This is a genomic window from [Bacteroides] pectinophilus (assembly GCA_025146925.1).
In the GTDB taxonomy this organism is placed as follows: Bacteria; Bacillota; Clostridia; order Lachnospirales; family Lachnospiraceae; genus Bacteroides_F; species Bacteroides_F pectinophilus.
Genome location: CP102260.1, coordinates 1,819,029 through 1,838,375, shown reverse-complemented (window position 1 = coordinate 1,838,375; position 19,347 = coordinate 1,819,029). Strand labels below are relative to the sequence as shown.

Annotated in this window: 16 protein-coding genes; all 16 read left to right on the top strand. The window is 40.8% G+C overall.

Features of this window, described 5'->3' with window-relative positions; all coding sequences use genetic code 11:
• Positions 1-38 precede the first annotated feature (38 nt).
• Positions 39-3,563: a pyruvate:ferredoxin (flavodoxin) oxidoreductase gene (gene nifJ / locus NQ488_08610; protein ID UWN94649.1), complete on the top strand. Its 3,525-nt coding sequence runs from the start codon at positions 39-41 to the stop codon at positions 3,561-3,563.
• 256 nt (positions 3,564-3,819) lie between these two features.
• Positions 3,820-5,229 carry a spore germination protein gene (locus tag NQ488_08605; protein ID UWN94648.1) on the top strand — a complete coding sequence of 470 codons (1,410 nt, stop codon included), beginning with the start codon at positions 3,820-3,822 and terminating at the stop codon, positions 5,227-5,229.
• Positions 5,230-5,364: 135 nt separating this feature from the next.
• Positions 5,365-6,456 carry an FkbM family methyltransferase gene (locus NQ488_08600; protein ID UWN94647.1) on the top strand — a complete coding sequence of 364 codons (1,092 nt, stop codon included), beginning with the start codon at positions 5,365-5,367 and terminating at the stop codon, positions 6,454-6,456.
• Positions 6,449-8,230 (top strand): hypothetical protein, encoded by a 1,782-nt coding sequence (locus tag NQ488_08595; GenBank protein UWN94646.1) that lies wholly within the window; start codon positions 6,449-6,451, stop codon positions 8,228-8,230. Before NQ488_08600 ends, NQ488_08595 begins: the two co-directional genes overlap by 8 nt.
• A 106-nt stretch (positions 8,231-8,336) precedes the next feature.
• Positions 8,337-9,179: a 5-dehydro-4-deoxy-D-glucuronate isomerase gene (kduI, locus tag NQ488_08590; GenBank protein ID UWN94645.1), complete on the top strand. Its 843-nt coding sequence runs from the start codon at positions 8,337-8,339 to the stop codon at positions 9,177-9,179.
• A 62-nt stretch (positions 9,180-9,241) separates the two neighbouring features.
• Positions 9,242-10,039, top strand: coding sequence for a gluconate 5-dehydrogenase (locus NQ488_08585; protein ID UWN94644.1), 798 nt, complete (start codon positions 9,242-9,244; stop codon positions 10,037-10,039).
• 101 nt (positions 10,040-10,140) lie between these two features.
• On the top strand, positions 10,141-10,956 hold the full coding sequence (locus NQ488_08580; GenBank protein ID UWN94643.1) for a PHP domain-containing protein: 816 nt from the start codon (positions 10,141-10,143) through the stop codon (positions 10,954-10,956).
• A gap of 2 nt (positions 10,957-10,958) precedes the next feature.
• Positions 10,959-11,276, top strand: a complete 318-nt coding sequence (locus NQ488_08575) for a hypothetical protein (GenBank protein UWN94642.1) — start codon at positions 10,959-10,961, stop codon at positions 11,274-11,276.
• On the top strand, positions 11,276-11,848 hold the full coding sequence (locus tag NQ488_08570; protein ID UWN94641.1) for an SH3 domain-containing protein: 573 nt from the start codon (positions 11,276-11,278) through the stop codon (positions 11,846-11,848). The genes NQ488_08575 and NQ488_08570 overlap by 1 nt, the downstream gene beginning before the upstream one ends.
• A 21-nt stretch (positions 11,849-11,869) precedes the next feature.
• On the top strand, positions 11,870-12,958 hold the full coding sequence (gene trpS, locus NQ488_08565; GenBank protein UWN94640.1) for a tryptophan--tRNA ligase: 1,089 nt from the start codon (positions 11,870-11,872) through the stop codon (positions 12,956-12,958).
• 163 nt (positions 12,959-13,121) lie between these two features.
• Positions 13,122-14,333, top strand: coding sequence for a type II secretion system F family protein (locus tag NQ488_08560; protein UWN94639.1), 1,212 nt, complete (start codon positions 13,122-13,124; stop codon positions 14,331-14,333).
• Between the two features lie 3 nt (positions 14,334-14,336).
• Entirely contained in the window at positions 14,337-14,858 is a 522-nt protein-coding gene (locus NQ488_08555; GenBank protein UWN94638.1) for a hypothetical protein, read from the top strand.
• A 92-nt stretch (positions 14,859-14,950) separates the two neighbouring features.
• Positions 14,951-15,427: a type II secretion system GspH family protein gene (locus NQ488_08550; GenBank protein UWN94637.1), complete on the top strand. Its 477-nt coding sequence runs from the start codon at positions 14,951-14,953 to the stop codon at positions 15,425-15,427.
• Between the two features lie 27 nt (positions 15,428-15,454).
• A complete protein-coding gene (locus tag NQ488_08545; protein UWN94636.1) occupies positions 15,455-16,225 on the top strand; it encodes a prepilin peptidase in 771 nt (256 codons plus the stop codon).
• A 193-nt stretch (positions 16,226-16,418) separates the two neighbouring features.
• A complete protein-coding gene (gene pilM, locus NQ488_08540; protein ID UWN94635.1) occupies positions 16,419-18,146 on the top strand; it encodes a pilus assembly protein PilM in 1,728 nt (575 codons plus the stop codon).
• Positions 18,147-18,160: 14 nt separating this feature from the next.
• Positions 18,161-19,345 carry a hypothetical protein gene (locus NQ488_08535; GenBank protein UWN94634.1) on the top strand — a complete coding sequence of 395 codons (1,185 nt, stop codon included), beginning with the start codon at positions 18,161-18,163 and terminating at the stop codon, positions 19,343-19,345.
• The last annotated feature ends 2 nt before the right edge of the window (positions 19,346-19,347 follow it).

Below are 19,347 nucleotides of genomic sequence, written 5' to 3'. Positions count from 1 at the left end.
TAATTTCTATTAATAAAGAAAGAAAGAGGTATTCATTCATGGCAAGAAAAATGAAAACTATGGATGGTAACACAGCTGCCGCTCACGTATCTTATGCGTTCACAGAAGTAGCTGCCATCTATCCTATCACACCTTCTTCACCAATGGCTGATTATACAGATCAGTGGGCAACACAGGGAAGAAAGAACATCTTCGGAGACACTGTTAAGTTATTCGAGCTTGAGTCAGAAGGTGGTGCTTCAGGTGCATTCCATGGTGCTCTTGCAGCAGGTGCACTTACAACAACTTATACAGCTTCACAGGGACTTCTTCTTATGATCCCTAATATGTATAAGGTAGCAGGTGAGCTGCTCCCTGGCGTTATTGATGTATCAGCCAGAGCACTTGCAAGCCATGCACTTTCAATCTTTGGTGATCACCAGGATATCTATGCATGTCGTCAGACAGGTTTTGCAATGCTTTGCAGCTCAAGTGTTCAGGAAGTAATGGACCTTGGTGCAGTTGCACATCTTGCAGCTATCAAGGGACGTGTTCCATTCGTTCACTTCTTCGATGGTTTCCGTACATCACATGAGATTCAGAAGATTGAGATGTGGGACTACGAAGACCTTAAGGAAATGTGTGATATGGATGCAGTTGCTGCATTCAAGAAGAGAGCTCTTAATCCGGAGCATCCTGTACTTCACGGTTCAGCTCAGAACCCTGATATCTTCTTCCAGGTAAGAGAAGCTTCTAACCCATATTATGAAGCAATCCCTGATATCGTAGAAGAGTACATGAACAAGGTTAATGCCAAGATTGGCACAGATTACAAGCCATTCAACTATGTTGGTGCTCCTGATGCAACAAAGGTTATCATCGCTATGGGTTCAGTTTGTGATACTATCGATGAGACAATTGAGTATCTTGTATCAAAGGGTGAGAAGGTTGGTGCTATCAAGGTTCGTCTGTATCGTCCATTCTCAGCTAAGCATCTGCTTGCAGTAATGCCTGAGACAGTACAGGTAATCAATGTTCTTGACAGAACTAAGGAGCCTGGTTCAATCGGTGAGCCACTTTATCTTGATGTTCTTGCAGCACTTAAGGATTCTAAGTTCGCTAATGTTACAGTTCTTAACGGACGTTACGGACTTGGTTCTAAGGATACAACTCCTGCAGACATCATCGCTGTATACAACAATACAGAGAAGAAGAACTTTACAATCGGTATTGTGGATGATGTTACTAACCTTTCACTTCCACGTACAGAGAATCCTAATACTGCTCCAGCCGGAACAACATCATGTAAGTTCTGGGGACTTGGTGCAGATGGTACAGTAGGTGCCAATAAGAACTCAATCAAGATTATCGGTGACCATACAGATATGTATGCACAGGCATATTTTGATTATGATTCTAAGAAGTCAGGTGGTGTTACAACATCACACCTTCGTTTTGGTAAGTCACCTATTAAGTCTACATACCTGATTGATAAGGCTGACTTTGTTGCATGTCACTGCCCTGCATACATGAGCAAGTATAACATGGTTCAGGATGTTAAGGATGGCGGTACATTCCTTCTTAACTGTGAGTGGTCACCTGAAGAGGTTGCAGATCACATTCCTGGACAGGCTAAGAGATATATGGCTGAGCATAATGTTAAGTTCTATATCATCGATGGTATTAAGCTTGGTAAGGAGATCGGACTTGGCGGACGTATCAATACAATTCTTCAGTCAGCATTCTTCAAGCTTGCTAACATCATTCCTGAGGATGAGGCTATTGGCTACATGAAGTCAGCAGCAGAGCATTCATATGCTAAGAAGGGTGAAGATGTTGTAAGAATGAACTTTGAGGCTATCGAGAGAGGTGCCGGAGAAGTTGTTGAAGTACCTGTTCCTGAAGAGTGGAAGAACGCTACGGATGAGAATCTTTCTACTGTTGCAACAGAAGGAAGACCTGAGGTTCTTGACTTCGTTAACAATATCCAAAAGCCAATCAATGCATGTGAGGGTAATAAGCTTCCTGTATCTACATTCAAGAATGTTATCGACGGTACATTCCCACAGGGTACAGCAGCTTATGAGAAGCGTGGCGTTGCAGTAGATGTTCCATGCTGGAATTCAGAATCATGTATTCAGTGTAACCAGTGTGCATATGTATGTCCACATGCTGTAATCCGTCCTGTTGTTATGAATGAGGAAGAGAAGAATGCAGCTCCTGCAGGCATGAAGGTTCATGCAATGACAGGTATGCCTGGATATTACTTTGCAATGACAGTATCAGTTCTTGACTGTACAGGATGCGGTTCATGTACTAATGTCTGCCCTGGCAATAACAAGGCTGATACACTTAAGATGGCTCCACTTGAGTCACAGATGGATGAGCAGAAGTTCTTTGATTACGGACTTACTGTATCAGATAAGCCGGATGTGCTTGAGAAGTTCAAGGTTGCTACAGTTAAGGGATCACAGTTCAGACAGCCATTGCTTGAGTACTCAGGTGCATGTGCAGGATGTGGTGAGACACCTTATGCTAAGCTTATCACACAGGTTTGTGGTGACAGAATGATGATTGCCAATGCAACAGGTTGTTCTTCAATCTGGGCAGGTTCATCACCTTCAACTCCATATACGGTTAATAAGGCCGGCAAGGGACCTGCATGGGCTAACTCATTATTCGAGGATAATGCAGAGTTTGGATTTGGTATGAAGCTCGGCGCTGATGCACTCCGCAGCTCACTTAAGAATAAGCTTGATGATATTCTTGCTAATACAGATGATACTGATATTAAGGCAGCTATCGAAGAGTACTATGCAACATACGAAGACGGCGAAGCTAACTCAGCAGCTACAGATAAGCTTGTTGCTGCACTTGAGAAGTGCGGATGCGATAAGGCTAAGGAAGTTCTTGCAGAGAAGGAATTCCTTTCAAAGAAGTCACAGTGGATTCTCGGTGGTGACGGATGGGCTTATGATATCGGCTACGGCGGACTTGATCATGTTCTTGCAGCTCATAAGGATGTCAATGTGTTCGTATTCGATACAGAGGTTTATTCTAACACAGGCGGACAGGCTTCTAAGTCTACTAACCTTGGTGCTATTGCACAGTTCGCTGCTGCAGGTAAGGATGTTAAGAAGAAAGATCTTGCTGCAATTGCAATGAGCTATGGTTACATCTATGTTGCACAGGTTGCTATGGGTGCTGATATGGCTCAGTGTGTTAAGGCAATCAAGGAAGCTGAGAGCTACAACGGACCTTCAATCATAATTGGTTATGCTCCATGTATCAACCATGGTATCCGTAAGGGTATGGCTAAGGCGATTGAGGAAGAGAAGCTTGCAGTTCAGTCAGGATATTGGAACCTGTTCAGATTCGACCCACGTAGGGAAGCAGAAGGACAGAATCCATTCGTTCTTGACAGCAAGGCTCCAACAATGGAATACAGAGACTTCATCATGGGAGAGAACCGTTACATCAACCTTAAGAAGCAGAATCCTGAGAGAGCAGAGAAGCTGTTCTCAGAGGCAGAAGCTAATGCTAAGAAGAAGTACGAGACACTCCTTAAGAAGAGCCAGCAGTAATATATGACATTGTTATAATAATAACATTGTTATGATAATAACATTGTTGTGCAGTCTGATATGATTGCATGATGAATTACAGGCACTGTACAGGTGATAGATATATACACTTGTATGGTGCCTGTTTTTTTGTATATTAATGACAGACATTGTGCATACTAGCTCTATATAAAACGGCACAGACGGCTGATGCCGTCAATTCATGCAGTGTTCATATAATGAACATAGTTCATATAGTGAAATGGAGAATGGCACAATGAGGGATTTTAGCATAAATGCAGCAGATAATGTGAAGCTTATGCAGCAAAAGCTGAGAATGGACTACAATTTTGATATTCTGTACAGGACTGTCGATATTGGTGGGAAGATGGCGGGATTTTTCTTTGTTGACGGCTTCCTGCAGGAAGATCTTATGCATAAGCTTATGCAGTTTTTTATGGGACTGAAAGAGAATGATGTAAAGGATGTGTATACATTCCTCAAGGTCGGAATGCCATATGCGGAAGTTGAGAAGATTGATGACGCTGGCAAGGCTGTGACAGCAATACTGTCGGGAATAACGTGTGTATTTATAGATGGCTTTGATGTCGGGATTGCCATTGATGGGAGAACATATCCCGCAAGAAGTGTGGATGAGCCATGGAAAGACCGTGTGATGAGAGGCTCAAGGGATGGCTTCGTTGAGACACTTGTATTTAATGTGGCGCTGGTGAGGAGAAGAATAAGAGACCCGCTATTCTCGGCGGAGATACTTGGTGTTGGGGAACGCTCACGTTCAGATATTGTGCTTTGCTATATAGAGGATAAGGTTGATAAAAGATTTGTAAAGCAGCTCAAAAAACGTATTGAGTCTATAAAGGTTGAATCGCTTACTATGAATGTCCAGAGCCTTGCGGAATGTCTTTTGGAAAAAAGCTGGATAAATCCATTTCCTAAGTTCAAATATTCGGAAAGACCGGACACAGCGGCTGCGGCAGTGCTTGACGGCAACGTGGTTGTGTTCGTTGATAATTCGCCTGCGGCAATGATACTTCCGACGAGCGTCTTTGATGTCCTTGAAGAGGCGGATGACTTCTATTTTCCTCCGGTAGTGGGAACTTATCTGAGGTGGTCGAGATTCATCGTTACAATTGCCACAGTTCTGCTTACGCCATTCTGGCTCCTTCTTATCAATAATCCGTCATGGATACCGGAATGGCTTGATTTTATTAAGATTTCTGCAAATGTAGAGGTGCCTGTTCTTCTGCAGCTGCTGCTTCTTGAGTTCTGTATAGACGGTCTGCGTCTTGCGGCGGTGAATACGCCGACAATTATGTCAACACCGCTGAGTATTGTTGCCGGTATCGTTGTGGGAGAGTATGCCGTATCATCCGGCTGGTTCTGCCCTGAGGCAATGCTTTACATGGCGGTTGTGACGGTTGCAACTTATTCACAGGCAAGCTTTGAGATGGGGTATGCACTTAAGTTTGTGAGAATAGTAACGCTCATTCTTACGGCATTCTTCGACCTGTGGGGCTTTGCTGCGGGGATTGTCATATGGATTCTCATGCTTGCATTTAACAATACTATATCAGGCAAGAGTTATCTTTATCCGCTTGTACCGTTCAGGTGGAAGAGGCTTAAGAGAAAGCTGTTCAGGCTTAGACTTCCGCATGAAAATGGCTAGAGATTCATAATAGGCATTTAGTAGTGCTTGTTCAGATGTGTATACAGATGAAATATTTTTATGGATTTTGACACTGCGCTATGATAAAATGAATATTTGAAATACATGACCGTAGAAGGCATGGAGGGAGAAAGTATGAGCAGTTTTGAAGAATTTTGCAGAAAGTTAAAAGGGGCGTATGATTTTTTTCAGAGAACTAAAGACAGGGACATTGTGATTTTTGGAGCGGGGAATACAGCAGTTTTGTACAAAGAGTGCATTGAGAGTGAGGATGTCGATATAGCATGCTTTTGCGATAATAATGCGAGTAAGCAGAATACATGCTTTATGGGGAAAAAAGTAGTAGCACCGGACAGCATCAATGAAATGACACATAATCCTGTTGTTTTGGTATTATCAATGAATCCTGATGTATGTGATAAGCTGAAGAAACAATGCAGGAACAAGAATCTTGAATGCAGTATGTTTGATGAATATTTATTTGGCAAGCATTGCAGGGATATATATGACGTTTACGAAAATCTTAATGATGCCCGTTCCAAGGATGTGTACAGTACAATTATTGAATGCAGAATGGAAGGAATACCTGTTGATGAAAATATATACAGCGAAAGACAGTATTTTGGTATTCCACAGTTTAGAAGGAACAGACCCGGGGAGGTCTTTGTTGATTGCGGGGCATTCGTTGGGGATTCAATAGAAAAATATATATGGGAAAAGACAGCGGTTTTTTCTGAAATATATGGGTTTGAACCTAATGCACAAAATTACAATGCATTAATAGAAAGAATAGGAAGACTTAATAGAGAGTGGGGGCTGTCAGAAGACAGAATAACTGCTGTTAATGCGGGCGTGGGAGATATAACAGGGTGTGTGTCTGTTGAAAATACGGCAGCTGTTGCTTCAACGACGAGCAGGATAGGAAGATATGGTGAAGGCAATGTCAAAATATATGCATTAGATGAGTTCTTTGGTGATGCAAAAGTTGATTTTATTAAAGCTGATATAGAAGGCTTTGAAAAAAATATGCTATATGGAGCCAAAAAAGTAATACAAAAGAACCATCCTCTTATTGCAGTATGTATATATCACAGTGCAATTGATATGTACAAAATAATGCGTATTATAAAAAAGTATGATGACAATTACAAATTTGCTGTAAGACATCATTCATATGATTATTGTGAAACTGTATTATATGCATGGTGGGAGGAACGTGATGCTTAATAATAAAATAAACAAACGCATGCTTATACTGGCAGCTGTTATATTTGTGCAATGTATATACATAACATTAATGTTTGGAATCAATAAGCAGGGATTTCACTCTGATGAGTTGTGGAATTATGGATTTGCCAACAGTACTGCAGGTACACATATATTTAAAGAAGACATAGGTGATGTTCCTAAAAATACGGATTCATGGCAGTCATCACAATTACTCAGAGATTATATAACAGTTGATAAGAGTGAAATATTTAATTATTCGGCAATATATTATAATGCAACACAGGATTATAATCCGCCGCTTGGATATATGATGCTGCATTTTATATGTGCAATGTTTCCCGGTAAATGGTCGAAGTGGTATTGCTTTGCACTTAATATTATATGTTTTGTAATAATGCAGATATATGTATATAAGCTTACGAAAAGTTTGACTAAGGATGAAAATGCAGGGATTATAGCGTGCTTTTTCTTTGGTTTTACAATGGCAGCACAGAATATAACAATATTTCTGAGAATATATTCACCGGCAACGATGTTTGGCATTATGCTTATTTACTATGCACATGAATTGTATGCAAATTGTAATTCGGAAAAAAACTGCAGGTATATATATATTAAAATGTTTGTTGTGAATCTACTGGGCTGTTTTACGGTGCATTTTTTTCTGCCGTTTGCATTTATAGTTACGTTAATGTACTGTCTGTATTATCTTTTTTCAAAGCGTTTTAAGAGATTTTTGGTATATGGGATTACGATGGCGGTGAGCGTTGGCATGTCAATAGCAATATTCCCGGCAACGATAAGACATATGTTTGGAGATTCGCAGTATTATAGTTCTATGAGCTATTCTTATAAGCAGTACCCTGCTATGTGGCAGAACAAGATGTACTGGTCATATATGACTAATGATTTGTTTGGAATACATAATTCAATATGGGAAACAATGACAGGTGTATATGCGCTTTATGCAGCTGGGATAATTTTATTTATAACAGTTCCGCTGTGCTTTGTGTTCCGTAACGAAAAATGGTTGAAGAGCATATTTTCCAAGGTGAAAAAAATTGTGCTTGATATTGCGAAAGGCATTAAGAACCTTCAGTACACGCTCGTCGTACTTATAACAACAGTTATATTTGTAATTCTGATTGCGGCTTTTAAAACATCTGTTTACTCGATGGGAAGAACCTGCACAAGGTATATATTCATGGCATATCCTGTTATGGCTGTGTTTGCAGTGACAGCAGTATGGCATATTATTACATATTTTGTAAAGCGGGAAAAACTTAGAAATATAATAGGTGTTGCAGTGAGTGCAGTGTTTATCGTGCTTAGTATAGCACTTGCGTCCGATGCGTATTATTTTAAACATCAGGAAGAGGGAGTTACATTAACAAAAATTGAGAATAATGCAAATTGCATTATTGTAACAAATGAGCCATGGACTCTTACTTGCTATACGTGTGAACTTTATAATACGCAGCATTATTATCTGGCTGATTATGAATCGGCGCTTAAGGGCAACTATAATTCTGATTCTGTCAATAAGAATGATCCACTTTATCTTATACTTGATGTATCTATGATGGATGGCAATGACCGCACGATAAATCTGTTTGGAACAACAGTTTTTGATGACAGAAAATATACGAAGGATTACAAAAGCAGTGACTATGAAGAATTTTTTTCTGGCATAGATGGTGCAGATAAGGCAGAGTATGTCGGATGCGATTCCGTATTTGGAAGAGATGTTAAGATATACAGACTTAATTAACAGGAATAGATAATGACATGAGGTTAATGAAGAATGGCATACTCTTGAAAATATTGCTCAAATATGCTATTCTTAAAGTAATGTAAATTATTAGGAGGAAGATACGATGGAAGTAAGACCAGGAGCTAATCCCGTAGATGTGAAGACATATGATACTGCACGCTTGAGACATGATTTCCTTGTGCAGGATCTCTTTAATGCTAACGAGATTAAGACAATCTACAGTCAGATTGACAGAATTATAATTGGTGCAGCAATGCCAACAGATAAGGTACTGACACTTGAGGCAGGTGCCGAGCTCAGAGCTAAGTATTTCCTTGAGAGACGTGAGATGGGTATCATCAATATCGGCGGCAAGGGTACTGTGACAGTAGACGGCAAGGCTTATGAGTTCAAGTACAGAGACGGTATGTATGTAGGAATGGGAGCTAAGGAGATTACATTTGCAAGTGCAGATGCTTCAGATCCTGCTAAGTTCTATTTCAACAGTGCTCCGGCACATAAGACATACCCTACAGTATTCATTGACCCTGAGAAGGACATCCTTCCTCAGAATAAGCTTGAGCTTGGTACACTTGAGGATGCTAACCACAGAATCCTCCGCAAGTATATCCTTCCGGGACAGGTAGAAAGCTGCCAGCTTGAGATGGGTATTACATCTCTTGAGCCGGGAAGTGTATGGAATACAATGCCATGTCATACACATGACAGAAGAATGGAAGTATATCTGTATTTTGAAGTACCTGAGAATGCAGCAGTATTCCACTATATGGGTGAGCCGACAGAGACACGTCATATCATTATGCACAATGAAGAGGCAGTAATCTCACCTAGCTGGTCAATTCATTCAGCTTCAGCTACACATGCATACTCATTCATCTGGGGTATGGTTGGCGAGAATCAGGACTTCGATGATATGGACGGAGTAGATATTAAGGACTTAAGATAATGTTTTTCTGATGTACATACATTGGAATTCATTTATAAAATTAAGAAAAGGAGATTTGAAAAATGTCAGTTAATTTTTCACTTGAGGGTAAGATTGCTCTTGTAACAGGTGCATCTTACGGTATCGGTTTTGCTATCGCTTCAGGCATGGCAAAGGCAGGCGCAACAATCGTATTCAACGATATTAAGCAGGAACTTGTTGATAAGGGAATTGCAGCATACAAGGAAGCAGGTATTGATGCTCACGGATATGTATGTGATGTTACTAACGAGGCAGCTGTTAATGAACTCGTTGAGAAGATTACTAAGGAAGTCGGTCCTATTGATATCCTTGTTAACAATGCCGGTATCATTAAGAGAATCCCAATGATCGAGATGACAGCAGAGCAGTTCAGACAGGTTATCGATGTTGACCTTAACGCTCCATTCATCGTATCAAAGGCAGTTATTCCTTCAATGATCGAAAGAGGACATGGTAAGATTATCAACATCTGCTCAATGATGTCAGAGCTTGGCCGTGAGACAGTATCTGCATATGCAGCAGCTAAGGGTGGTCTTAAGATGCTTACACGTAACATCTGTTCAGAGTACGGCCAGTACAACATTCAGTGTAACGGTATTGGACCTGGATACATCGAGACACCTCAGACAGCACCTCTTAGAGAGCGTCAGGCTGATGGCTCAAGACATCCATTTGATCAGTTTATCTGTGCTAAGACACCGGCTAACAGATGGCTTAAGCCGGAAGAACTTGCAGGTCCTGCAGTATTCCTTGCTTCAGAAGCTTCAGATGCGGTTAACGGCCACATTCTTTATGTTGACGGTGGTATCCTTGCTTACATTGGCAAGCAGCCACAGTAATTGCTTATTTCAGGCAGATTTACATACGGATTCGGACCTGCGTTGCAGGTCCGGATTTGTTTTACACAAGCTAAGGCTTGTAAGGCAAAGGGGATGGCATAATGAAGATGGACATGCATTGTCATACTAAGGAAGGCTCTCTGGATGCTTTTGCTACGATGGAAGAATACGTCAGCAGGCTTATGGAACTGGGCTACGATGGTATGATGATTACAGATCATAATTCATATAGAGGCTATGATAACTGGCTTACAGTCAGAGACAAGATAGAAGCAAGCCTGGGACCGGACAGGCATTTTACTGTACTCAGGGGAATTGAGTATGATACACATAATGGCGGTCATATGCTGATTGTGCTTCCGGACGGGGCAAAGTCAAGAATATTTGAAGCGAGAGGCTTATCTGTTGAGCATCTGCAGAAAGCTGTTCATGAAATGGGAGGGATAATAGGACCGGCACATCCTTATGGTAACGGATATTATGCTTTCATGAAGACACATAAGGGCAAGAAGAACCCTCACTTAATGGAGAATTTTGATTTCGTAGAGACATTTAACGGGAAAACAAATCTGCTCAGTAATAATCTTGCAGGGATTCTTGCAATGAAGTTTAATAAGCCGGGAATCGCAGGCTCTGATTCCCATGTGGCTAAAGATATGGGCACGGTATATACAATATTTGAAGAGGATATAAGAAGTAATAATGACCTCATAGATTACATCCTTGCCGGAAAGAAGACAGAGGTTGGTGGACAGGCATACATAAAACTGTACCATTTCTATACTAAGTTTATTGAAAAGTGTGGAATAGGCGGATACTGGGTATACAACAAAGTAGGTACTGTATACCGCACGCCGGCAAGAAGCAGAGCCAGAAAAGAATTTCGTAAAAAATATGGGAGGTTATCACTCAGATAATAATGAAGCAGCTTAAGGGGTTTGAAAAGTCTGAACGAATAACACTTCTGATTGCAGCAGTGTGTTTTGTGGCAGGGTTAATAATGCTCGGGGCAGGAAGAGAGTGGACACTGATAGCAATAGTGCTTCTTCTCATACATGGCATTCTAATGCTCCGTGTTATGATGATACAGGCGGACAGCATACAGTCTCTTATTAATGAGAGAGAAGAATATATGCAGATACAGCGCAAAGAACGCCTGAGAGAAAGAAAAGGATGCCTTAAGGAAGAGATTGAAAAGACACATGATGAGATCAGGCAGCGAAGGGATAATGCCTGATGGGAAGAAAGACACTGCTTACAATGACAGGCGCTGTGTACATTGTGGCAGCAATTACAGCTATAGCTGTATTCCTGAAGAATGAGACTGTTACTATGCCAAAGCAGGAGATGACGGTTCAGGCTGATGTATATATTCAGGAAGAAAGCTCACATGTGGAAGATATTGTAGTATCAGAGAATACGACAGATGCCAATATTAAGGTTTTAATAGAAACAGATGCTGTTAAGAACGACGCTTCGCAACAGATATCTGCCAGACAGACACAGGAAACACAGCACACAAAAGAGCAGGCTGCAACAACAGCTGCGTCAGTCGTGGCTGAAAAGATTACGGATTCGCCAATGCTTAATCAGGATTACAATACGCTGTACATGGCAGTTGGCACAAAGCCGACACTTACAATAAGAAAAGCTCCGGACAACCGCGGCAGTATTGCTGGGTGGCTTCCGGAAGGCAGTGAATGTGAAGTGCTGGCGGATAATATAGGCGGATGGGTTCTTATTAGGTACAGGGGATGTACCGGATTTGTATATGGAAGTTATCTTAAACCGGTTAATGTAATACAATAATATATAGAAATGAGGACAGATATGGGCAAGATTATTCTAACAGGTGACAGACCGACAGGAAGACTTCATGTGGGGCATTATGCAGGCTCACTTAGAAGAAGAGTTGAACTGCAGAATTCAGGAGATTATGACAAGGTATATATAATGATTGCTGATGCACAGGCTCTTACAGACAATGCAGATAACCCTGAAAAAGTAAGACAGAATATTGTTGAGGTTGCACTGGATTATATGGCATGTGGTCTTGACCCGGCTAAGTCCATAATATTTATCCAGTCACAGATACCTGAGCTGTGTGAGCTTACGATGTACTATATGAATCTTGTTACTGTGTCAAGATTACAGCGTAATCCTACGGTTAAGAATGAGATTAAGATGCGTAATTTTGAGGCGAGTATACCGACAGGCTTCTTCTGCTATCCGATAAGCCAGGCATCAGACATAACAGCTTTTAAAGCAACAACGGTGCCGGCAGGCGAGGATCAGATGCCTATGGTTGAGCAGACAAAGGAGATTGTTCATAAGTTTAATTCTACGTATGGAGAAGTGCTTACAGATCCTGACATCCTCCTTCCTGATAATGAAGCATGCTTAAGACTTCCGGGCATAGATGGCAAGGCTAAGATGAGCAAGTCACTGGGCAACTGCATCTATCTTTCAGAAGAGCCTGAGGATATTAAGAAGAAGGTAATGAGCATGTATACTGATCCTGAGCATATCAGAATCGAAGACCCGGGTAAGATTGAGGGTAATACAGTGTTCACATATCTTGATGCGTTCAGCAGACCTGAACATTTTGCAAGATACTGCACAGACTATGCCGATCTTGAGGAGATGAAAGAACATTACAGGAGAGGCGGGCTTGGAGATGTTAAGGTTAAGAAGTTCCTTAATAATGTTATGCAGGAGGAGCTTGAACCGATAAGAAACCGCCGCAAGGAATTCCAGAAGGATATACCATATGTATATGAAGTCCTTAAGAAGGGCAGTGAGGCTGCACGTGAGACTGCTGCACAGACACTTCATGAAGTAAGGGATGCGATGAAGATTAATTACTTTGACGATGTTGAACTGATTAAGGCACAGAGTGAGAGATTTGAAAATAAATAACTGTTTGTGAATTAGATACAAAAAAATTAACAAAATATTCATCTTTTTGATAAAAAGTACTAGAAATAACAATAGCTGTGTGTTAATATACTTTTATGAACAATCTGTGAATATTATGTTATATGTCTGATATAGTATTCAATAAGTTAAGGGGAGAGAGGTAATGGAGACTTTTTCATATACAGCCGTTGGCGCTGATGGCAAAGAGAAAAAGGGTAGTATTGTAGCCGAGACAAGAGAAGACGCTGCCAGGAGCCTTAAGGACCAGGGGCTGTTACCTATGTCCATAGGCAAGCAGAGTGCTCTTGATAAGGATATCAATTTCTCATTTGGTAAAAAAGGTGTTAAGGTACGAGACTTAAGCGTGTTCTGCCGCCAGTTTTCCAGTATCATCAAGGCAGGTGTTAATGTTATCAATGCACTCAGCATGATGAGTGAGCAGACTGAGAATAAGAAGCTTAAGGCTGCAATCAAGAATGTACAGAGTAATGTTGAGAAGGGTGAGACACTCTCAAGTGCAATGAGGTCAGAGGGGGATATATTCCCATCACTGCTTGTCAGCATGGTTGCTGCCGGTGAGGCATCAGGAAGTCTTGAAACTGCAATTGAGCGAATGGCTATCCAGTTCGAGAAGGATGCCAAGATATCGGGCATGGTTAAGAAGGCCATGATATATCCTATCATACTTATTGTAGTTATGATTGGTGTTGTTATAGCAATGATGATGTTCGTAATTCCTAACTTCATGGATATGTTTGAAGGCCTTGATGCTGAGATGCCTTTTATGACAGTTATGGTAATTAACATGAGTAACTTTATACTTGACAGGTGGTGGCTGCTGATTCTTATAGTAGTAGGTATTGTATTTGCGTATAAGTCATACTATAAGACTGATGCCGGACGGCATGTGATTGACAGGATTAAGATTAAGATACCTGTATTCGGTGTCCTTACAGTTAAGACAGCATGTGCGAGATTCTCACGTATAATGTCAACGCTTCTTTCAGCAGGTATGCCAATGATCAGTGCAATAGAGATAGCAGCCGGAACTATGGATAATGTGTTATTCAAGGATGCATTACAGAAGGTCCGTAGCGGTGTTGCACTCGGTATGGGATTCTCACAGCAGATAGGTGTTACAAGACTTTTTCCTGCTATGCTTGTACATATGGTAGGTATAGGTGAGGAGACAGGTAACATTGAGGATATGCTTACCAATGTTGCCAATTATTATGATGAGGAAGTTGAACTGGCAACACAGTCTGTAACGGCACTTATGGAGCCTATGATTATTATTGTAATGGCAGTAGTAGTCGGCGCACTTGTACTTGCAATCTACCAGCCGATGATTACTCTGTATTCAACACTTGGATAATATATGAAAGATGTTCACGGTAACAGAAAGTTATCAGCTATAGGAACAATATTGGCGGTACTGCTTATTATATTAATGTGTGTTATGGCAGCAGGGACATTCTGGTGGCGTTCACTTGAATATAAAAGAGAACTGCGGGATATAGACATGCTCAATGAAGCTGCCGATATTATCAAAGAAGCCATGGACAATGACTTCACGATAGAGAATCAGATAAGGGACGGTGATGATGCAATTGACATTACACTTGAAGACCTTATGACAGGACGTGATGAGAGATGTTCTGCTTTGAGCGGATATCTTAATACATCCCTGGGATTTGCCACACACCACGCATTCAGACCTGTAAGCAGGGTGGCAGGGAATGCGGAAGTGTACGTAAGAATAAGCAGGAATGGCACGGTTGAGACTCTTGTGACCAAGACTCAGGGAGGTCATCCGATAGTGTGTGAATATGTGACCGGAGACAGCACATATACTTACACGGATGAGTCGGGCAGGCGTAAGCTGTTCGCACTCAGATAATTCAGATTATATTCCCCGGACGTTTACCCGGCGGCCTGTGAGGGGATTATAATAAATAACAAATACATAAGGGTATATGGAGGATTTTAATTATGAAGAGATTCAAGAAAGCAAAGAAGAACAACAAAGGTTTCTCACTTGTAGAGCTTATCGTAGTTATTGCCATCATGGCAGTACTTGTAGGTGTGCTTGCTCCTACACTTATTGGCAACATTGAGAAGTCAAGAGAGTCAAAGGATCTTCAGAACCTTGATTCAATCCGTCAGGCAGTAGTAACAGCAATGTCAGATGAGAATGTATATTCATCAACAGTTCCTACAACAGGTTCAGTAACAGTTGCTTCTGGCGCAAATGGTGCTAATCTTGCATTTAATGGAACATATGGCTCACTTTCAACAGAGTTTGGTACAATTATCACAAGTGATACAAAGATGACATCAAAGTCAGGTACTTCAGGAACACTTGAGATTCATGTCCTTTCAACAGGTGCAGTTGAAGTAGGTGTATACAATGCTGGTGGTTCTACTGTATCAGCTGCAAAGAACAAGGTATCTATGGTATCTAAGTAATAAATTCTATTAAAAGGTAACAATAATATGCTGGCAGAGTTTATCCTGTATGTAATAATATTCCTCTACGGAATAGTCATAGGAAGTTTCTCTAATGTGCTTATATGCCGACTTCCGTTAAAAGAGAATATCGCAACACACAGGTCTCACTGCATGACATGTGGCAGCCAAATCCAGTGGTATGATCTCATACCACTGGTAAGCTACATTATTCTGAGGGGGAGATGCAGGCACTGCGGTGCCGGAATATCGGCACAATATCCTTTGGTCGAGGCGGCCAATGGGTTCGGGTATGTGTTTATATTCGCTAATCTGGGGTTAACTTGGACCAGCATATTAACTTGCCTTTTGTTCACTATTCTGCTGGCAATAGCTGTTATTGACTGGCGCACATATGAGATTCCGTTTGGACTTAATGTTACAATCGGAGTGCTGGGTCTGATTAAGACAATAATAGATTATCCGATGGGATTGTGGGAACACATAATCGGATTTTTTGCTGTAAGTATATTTATGCTGATTTGTCTGTATGCCGGAAGACTTATAATTGGCGCTGACTGTTTTGGCGGCGGTGATATTAAGCTTATGGCGGCGGCAGGTCTGTTTCTTGGATGGAAATGCATTATATTGGCATTTCTGGCTGGCTGCATACTCGGTGCAGTTATTCATTCTGTGAGAATGCGCATGAGCGGGGATAATCACATGCTTGCATTCGGACCTTATCTTGCTGCGGGGATTATGATTGCGGCATTGTGGGGAAATACATTTATACAATGGTATATTAACCTGATATTCTAGTTAAGATGTCTTTAGAATATTTTCCGTATATGAATCTGAAATATACTGTCATTAATAAGTCAGGATTAAGCACTGATGTGTTATAAGTAAGCATCTTTTGCAGTCCGGACGGACAGTTAATATAAAAAATATGGGCGCAAGTCCGACATAATAATATGCCACACTGATTATAAGTGGCGAGGGAGGATACATAATGGCCAATAAAGGGAATAGGACTCTCAGTATATCCATTAACAATGAATATATCAAAATCTGTGAGTTGTCCAGAAAGAACAATAAGCTGACTACGATTCATAAGGCAGTTACAGTTCCAACACCACCGAGATGTTACAATGATGGTACGATACGAGACAGAGCAGAACTTGCAAAGGCTATCAAGGTTGCTATTGACTCGAACAGAATGGAGAGTACGAAGGCAATATTTTCAATCGCATCTTCTAAGGTGGCAACCAAAGAGGTAATTATTCCTAATGTTAAGAATAATAAGATTGCAGATATTATTATGACGAATGCGTCAGAATATTTCCCGGTTAATCTTGATGAATATATTATCAACTTTGAAGTCCTTGAGAAGTTAGAATATGAGAATCAGGATACTAAGATAAAAGTGCTTGTAATGGCGATGCCTGAGGCAATGATTAATGCATATTACGATCTTGCCGGTTCACTCGGACTTGAAGTTAAGGCGATTGACTATGTAGGTAACTCAACATATCAGACACTTAAGCTTCAGGTAGATAATTCGCCAAGTATCGTTATTCAGGTCGAGAATGACGCGACTATAGTTAATATTCTTGATAATAATGTACTTCAGTTACAGAGAACGATACCTTACGGTAAGTCGGTTGTCGTTAATGCACTTATGGACAGCATGAGGATAAAGTATGACCCTGCACTTAAGATGCTTCAGGATCAGCAGCTTATTCATGCAAGCTTTGACGGAGACCCTGTAACGGAGTCACTTAATTATCTTGTAACTAACGTAAACCGTATTCTCGATTACTATGTTACACGTAATTCCAACCGTCCTATAGAAAAAGCATATATAATCGGTAATGCTACAACAATGCTTGGATTCAAGGAACTGTTCACTAATGAACTTAAGCTTCCTATTGAATCAATTGATGAGCTTGCCGGCATAGTTACGGATAAGAAGACATATGTAGAAGCAGTAACTATTCCAACATATATCATCAATATAGGTGCATTTCTTAAGCCTGTTAATTTTGTTCCACGTTCGGTACAGGATGAAGTTAAGAGTAAGGATGATATCAGAATATTCAAGGTTATTCTGGGTGCATCGATTGTCGGTTCGGTAGTTCTTATCGTAAGCTCATTTGCAATGATGATGTCTGCCAAGGCAGAGAGAGATTCGGCACAGTCAAGTGTTAATCAGGTTAAGGGCATAGAGAGTGTTGTTAATTCATATTATGAAGCTAAGGATACGGCTGCAGATGCTCTTGCATTCCAGATTCTTACATATAACAATAACGATTCTCTTGCAGGATTTATCACTTCACTTGAGCAGAACCTTCCATCAGATGTTACGATTAAGAGTATGAGCTCTAACAGCGGTGAGGTTACAATGTCAGGTGTAACAAGCAGCAAGAGTTCACTTGCACTCCTTGTCCAGAGATTGAAGTCGGTTAAGAATGTTCAGGATGTACTGATAGGAAGTGAAGCAGAAGTAGAAGATAACGAGGGCGTTAAGTCAATTACATTCTCAATGACATGTACATTCACACTTGATGCGTCACTCAATCCGACACAGTCAGCAACACAGTCAGATAAGGCGTCCAGCCAGAAGAAGACTGTAACATCTCCGAGTGTGGCAGCAGCAACACAGTCAGCACAGAGACAGACCGGTTCGGCTGCAACACCTGCGGCAACACAGGCAGCCGGTGCAACTAAAGCCAGATAAGGGGGAGTGCGGTAATGAAGAATAAATTCAAATTTTTAAGCAATATGAATATGTCACTTGAGATAAGCGACAGAGATAAAAAGCTTATAATGATTGTTGTTGCTGCGGGAATTATTGCAGCATCATATCTTCTCGGATATCAGAAGCTCGCTGATATGAGAGTACAGTATCAGACAGAGGCTACTAAGCTTCATTCGGTGCAGAAGGATCTTATCGAGAAGACTAAGAATCGTACCAAATACGAGAATGATACAGCTAATTATAAGAAGATATATAATTCAGTATTTGCTAACTACAGCAGCAGTACTAATCAGGATGACCAGCTTGACTTCCTTAATAAGGTAGAGAAGATTACAGGTGCATGGGTTAAGGGTGTTACATTCTCAGACGCTGCTAATGTGTATACATTCGGGAAGGTAAGGTCATCTAACCCATCCAATACATCAGGCGGTAATGTATATAAGACTGACCTGAAGGGTTACAAGACTACACTGACGATATCTTATCAGGCCAAATATTCACAGTGGAAGCAGATGATTGATTATATCAATAATTACTATAGCAAGAATTCAATCGAGTCAATATCGATGTCATACAATGTAGAAGACGGTCTTGTTACCGGAACAGCATCAATTGCAACATATGCAATTGTCGGAAGTGAGCGTAAGCATGTAAGTCCTACATTCAGCCTTCCGGTTGGAACTGATAACATTTTCAATTCAAGTGTATTTGATTCAACAAGAATTGATGTGGCTGATAATAACGGCGATTACATTCTCAGTAATTATGACTACTACATTCTCCTTAACTCAGCTAACTCAGATGTTGATTCTGTAATAATGGGTAAGAAGAATGATATGACAAGAGAATCTGTACTTACTGCCAACAGTAATGCACAGCTTGATGTATCGGTAAGATTCTCTGGCACAGCGGGAGCATATAAGGTTCAGTATAAGATTGGTGAGAAGACATACCCACTTACTAATTATGACGCTGGTACGTCATTTGAACCGGGCAATACTCTGGATATGCTTATCATGAGCTCACCTCGTATTGATTCACAGGATACGGGAAGCATTAACCTCAGCGTAACCAATGATACTGATATGCCTCTTAATATCAAGGTATGCAATGATGATACAAAGAGCAGCCGTGTCAAGATTGCTAACAGAACAGGTAATGTAACAATATTTCAGTAAGT

Bases quoted from the DNA above. Each gene is read 5' to 3' on its own strand.
- nifJ (UWN94649.1), top strand. From the start codon at position 39: ATGGCAAGAAAAATGAAAACTATGGATGGTAACACAGCTGCCGCTCAC.
- NQ488_08605 (UWN94648.1), top strand. From the start codon at position 3,820: ATGAGGGATTTTAGCATAAATGCAGCAGATAATGTGAAGCTTATGCAG.
- NQ488_08600 (UWN94647.1), top strand. From the start codon at position 5,365: ATGAGCAGTTTTGAAGAATTTTGCAGAAAGTTAAAAGGGGCGTATGAT.
- NQ488_08595 (UWN94646.1), top strand. From the start codon at position 6,449: ATGCTTAATAATAAAATAAACAAACGCATGCTTATACTGGCAGCTGTT.
- kduI (UWN94645.1), top strand. From the start codon at position 8,337: ATGGAAGTAAGACCAGGAGCTAATCCCGTAGATGTGAAGACATATGAT.
- NQ488_08585 (UWN94644.1), top strand. From the start codon at position 9,242: ATGTCAGTTAATTTTTCACTTGAGGGTAAGATTGCTCTTGTAACAGGT.
- NQ488_08580 (UWN94643.1), top strand. From the start codon at position 10,141: ATGAAGATGGACATGCATTGTCATACTAAGGAAGGCTCTCTGGATGCT.
- NQ488_08575 (UWN94642.1), top strand. From the start codon at position 10,959: ATGAAGCAGCTTAAGGGGTTTGAAAAGTCTGAACGAATAACACTTCTG.
- NQ488_08570 (UWN94641.1), top strand. From the start codon at position 11,276: ATGGGAAGAAAGACACTGCTTACAATGACAGGCGCTGTGTACATTGTG.
- trpS (UWN94640.1), top strand. From the start codon at position 11,870: ATGGGCAAGATTATTCTAACAGGTGACAGACCGACAGGAAGACTTCAT.
- NQ488_08560 (UWN94639.1), top strand. From the start codon at position 13,122: ATGGAGACTTTTTCATATACAGCCGTTGGCGCTGATGGCAAAGAGAAA.
- NQ488_08555 (UWN94638.1), top strand. From the start codon at position 14,337: ATGAAAGATGTTCACGGTAACAGAAAGTTATCAGCTATAGGAACAATA.
- NQ488_08550 (UWN94637.1), top strand. From the start codon at position 14,951: ATGAAGAGATTCAAGAAAGCAAAGAAGAACAACAAAGGTTTCTCACTT.
- NQ488_08545 (UWN94636.1), top strand. From the start codon at position 15,455: ATGCTGGCAGAGTTTATCCTGTATGTAATAATATTCCTCTACGGAATA.
- pilM (UWN94635.1), top strand. From the start codon at position 16,419: ATGGCCAATAAAGGGAATAGGACTCTCAGTATATCCATTAACAATGAA.
- NQ488_08535 (UWN94634.1), top strand. From the start codon at position 18,161: ATGAAGAATAAATTCAAATTTTTAAGCAATATGAATATGTCACTTGAG.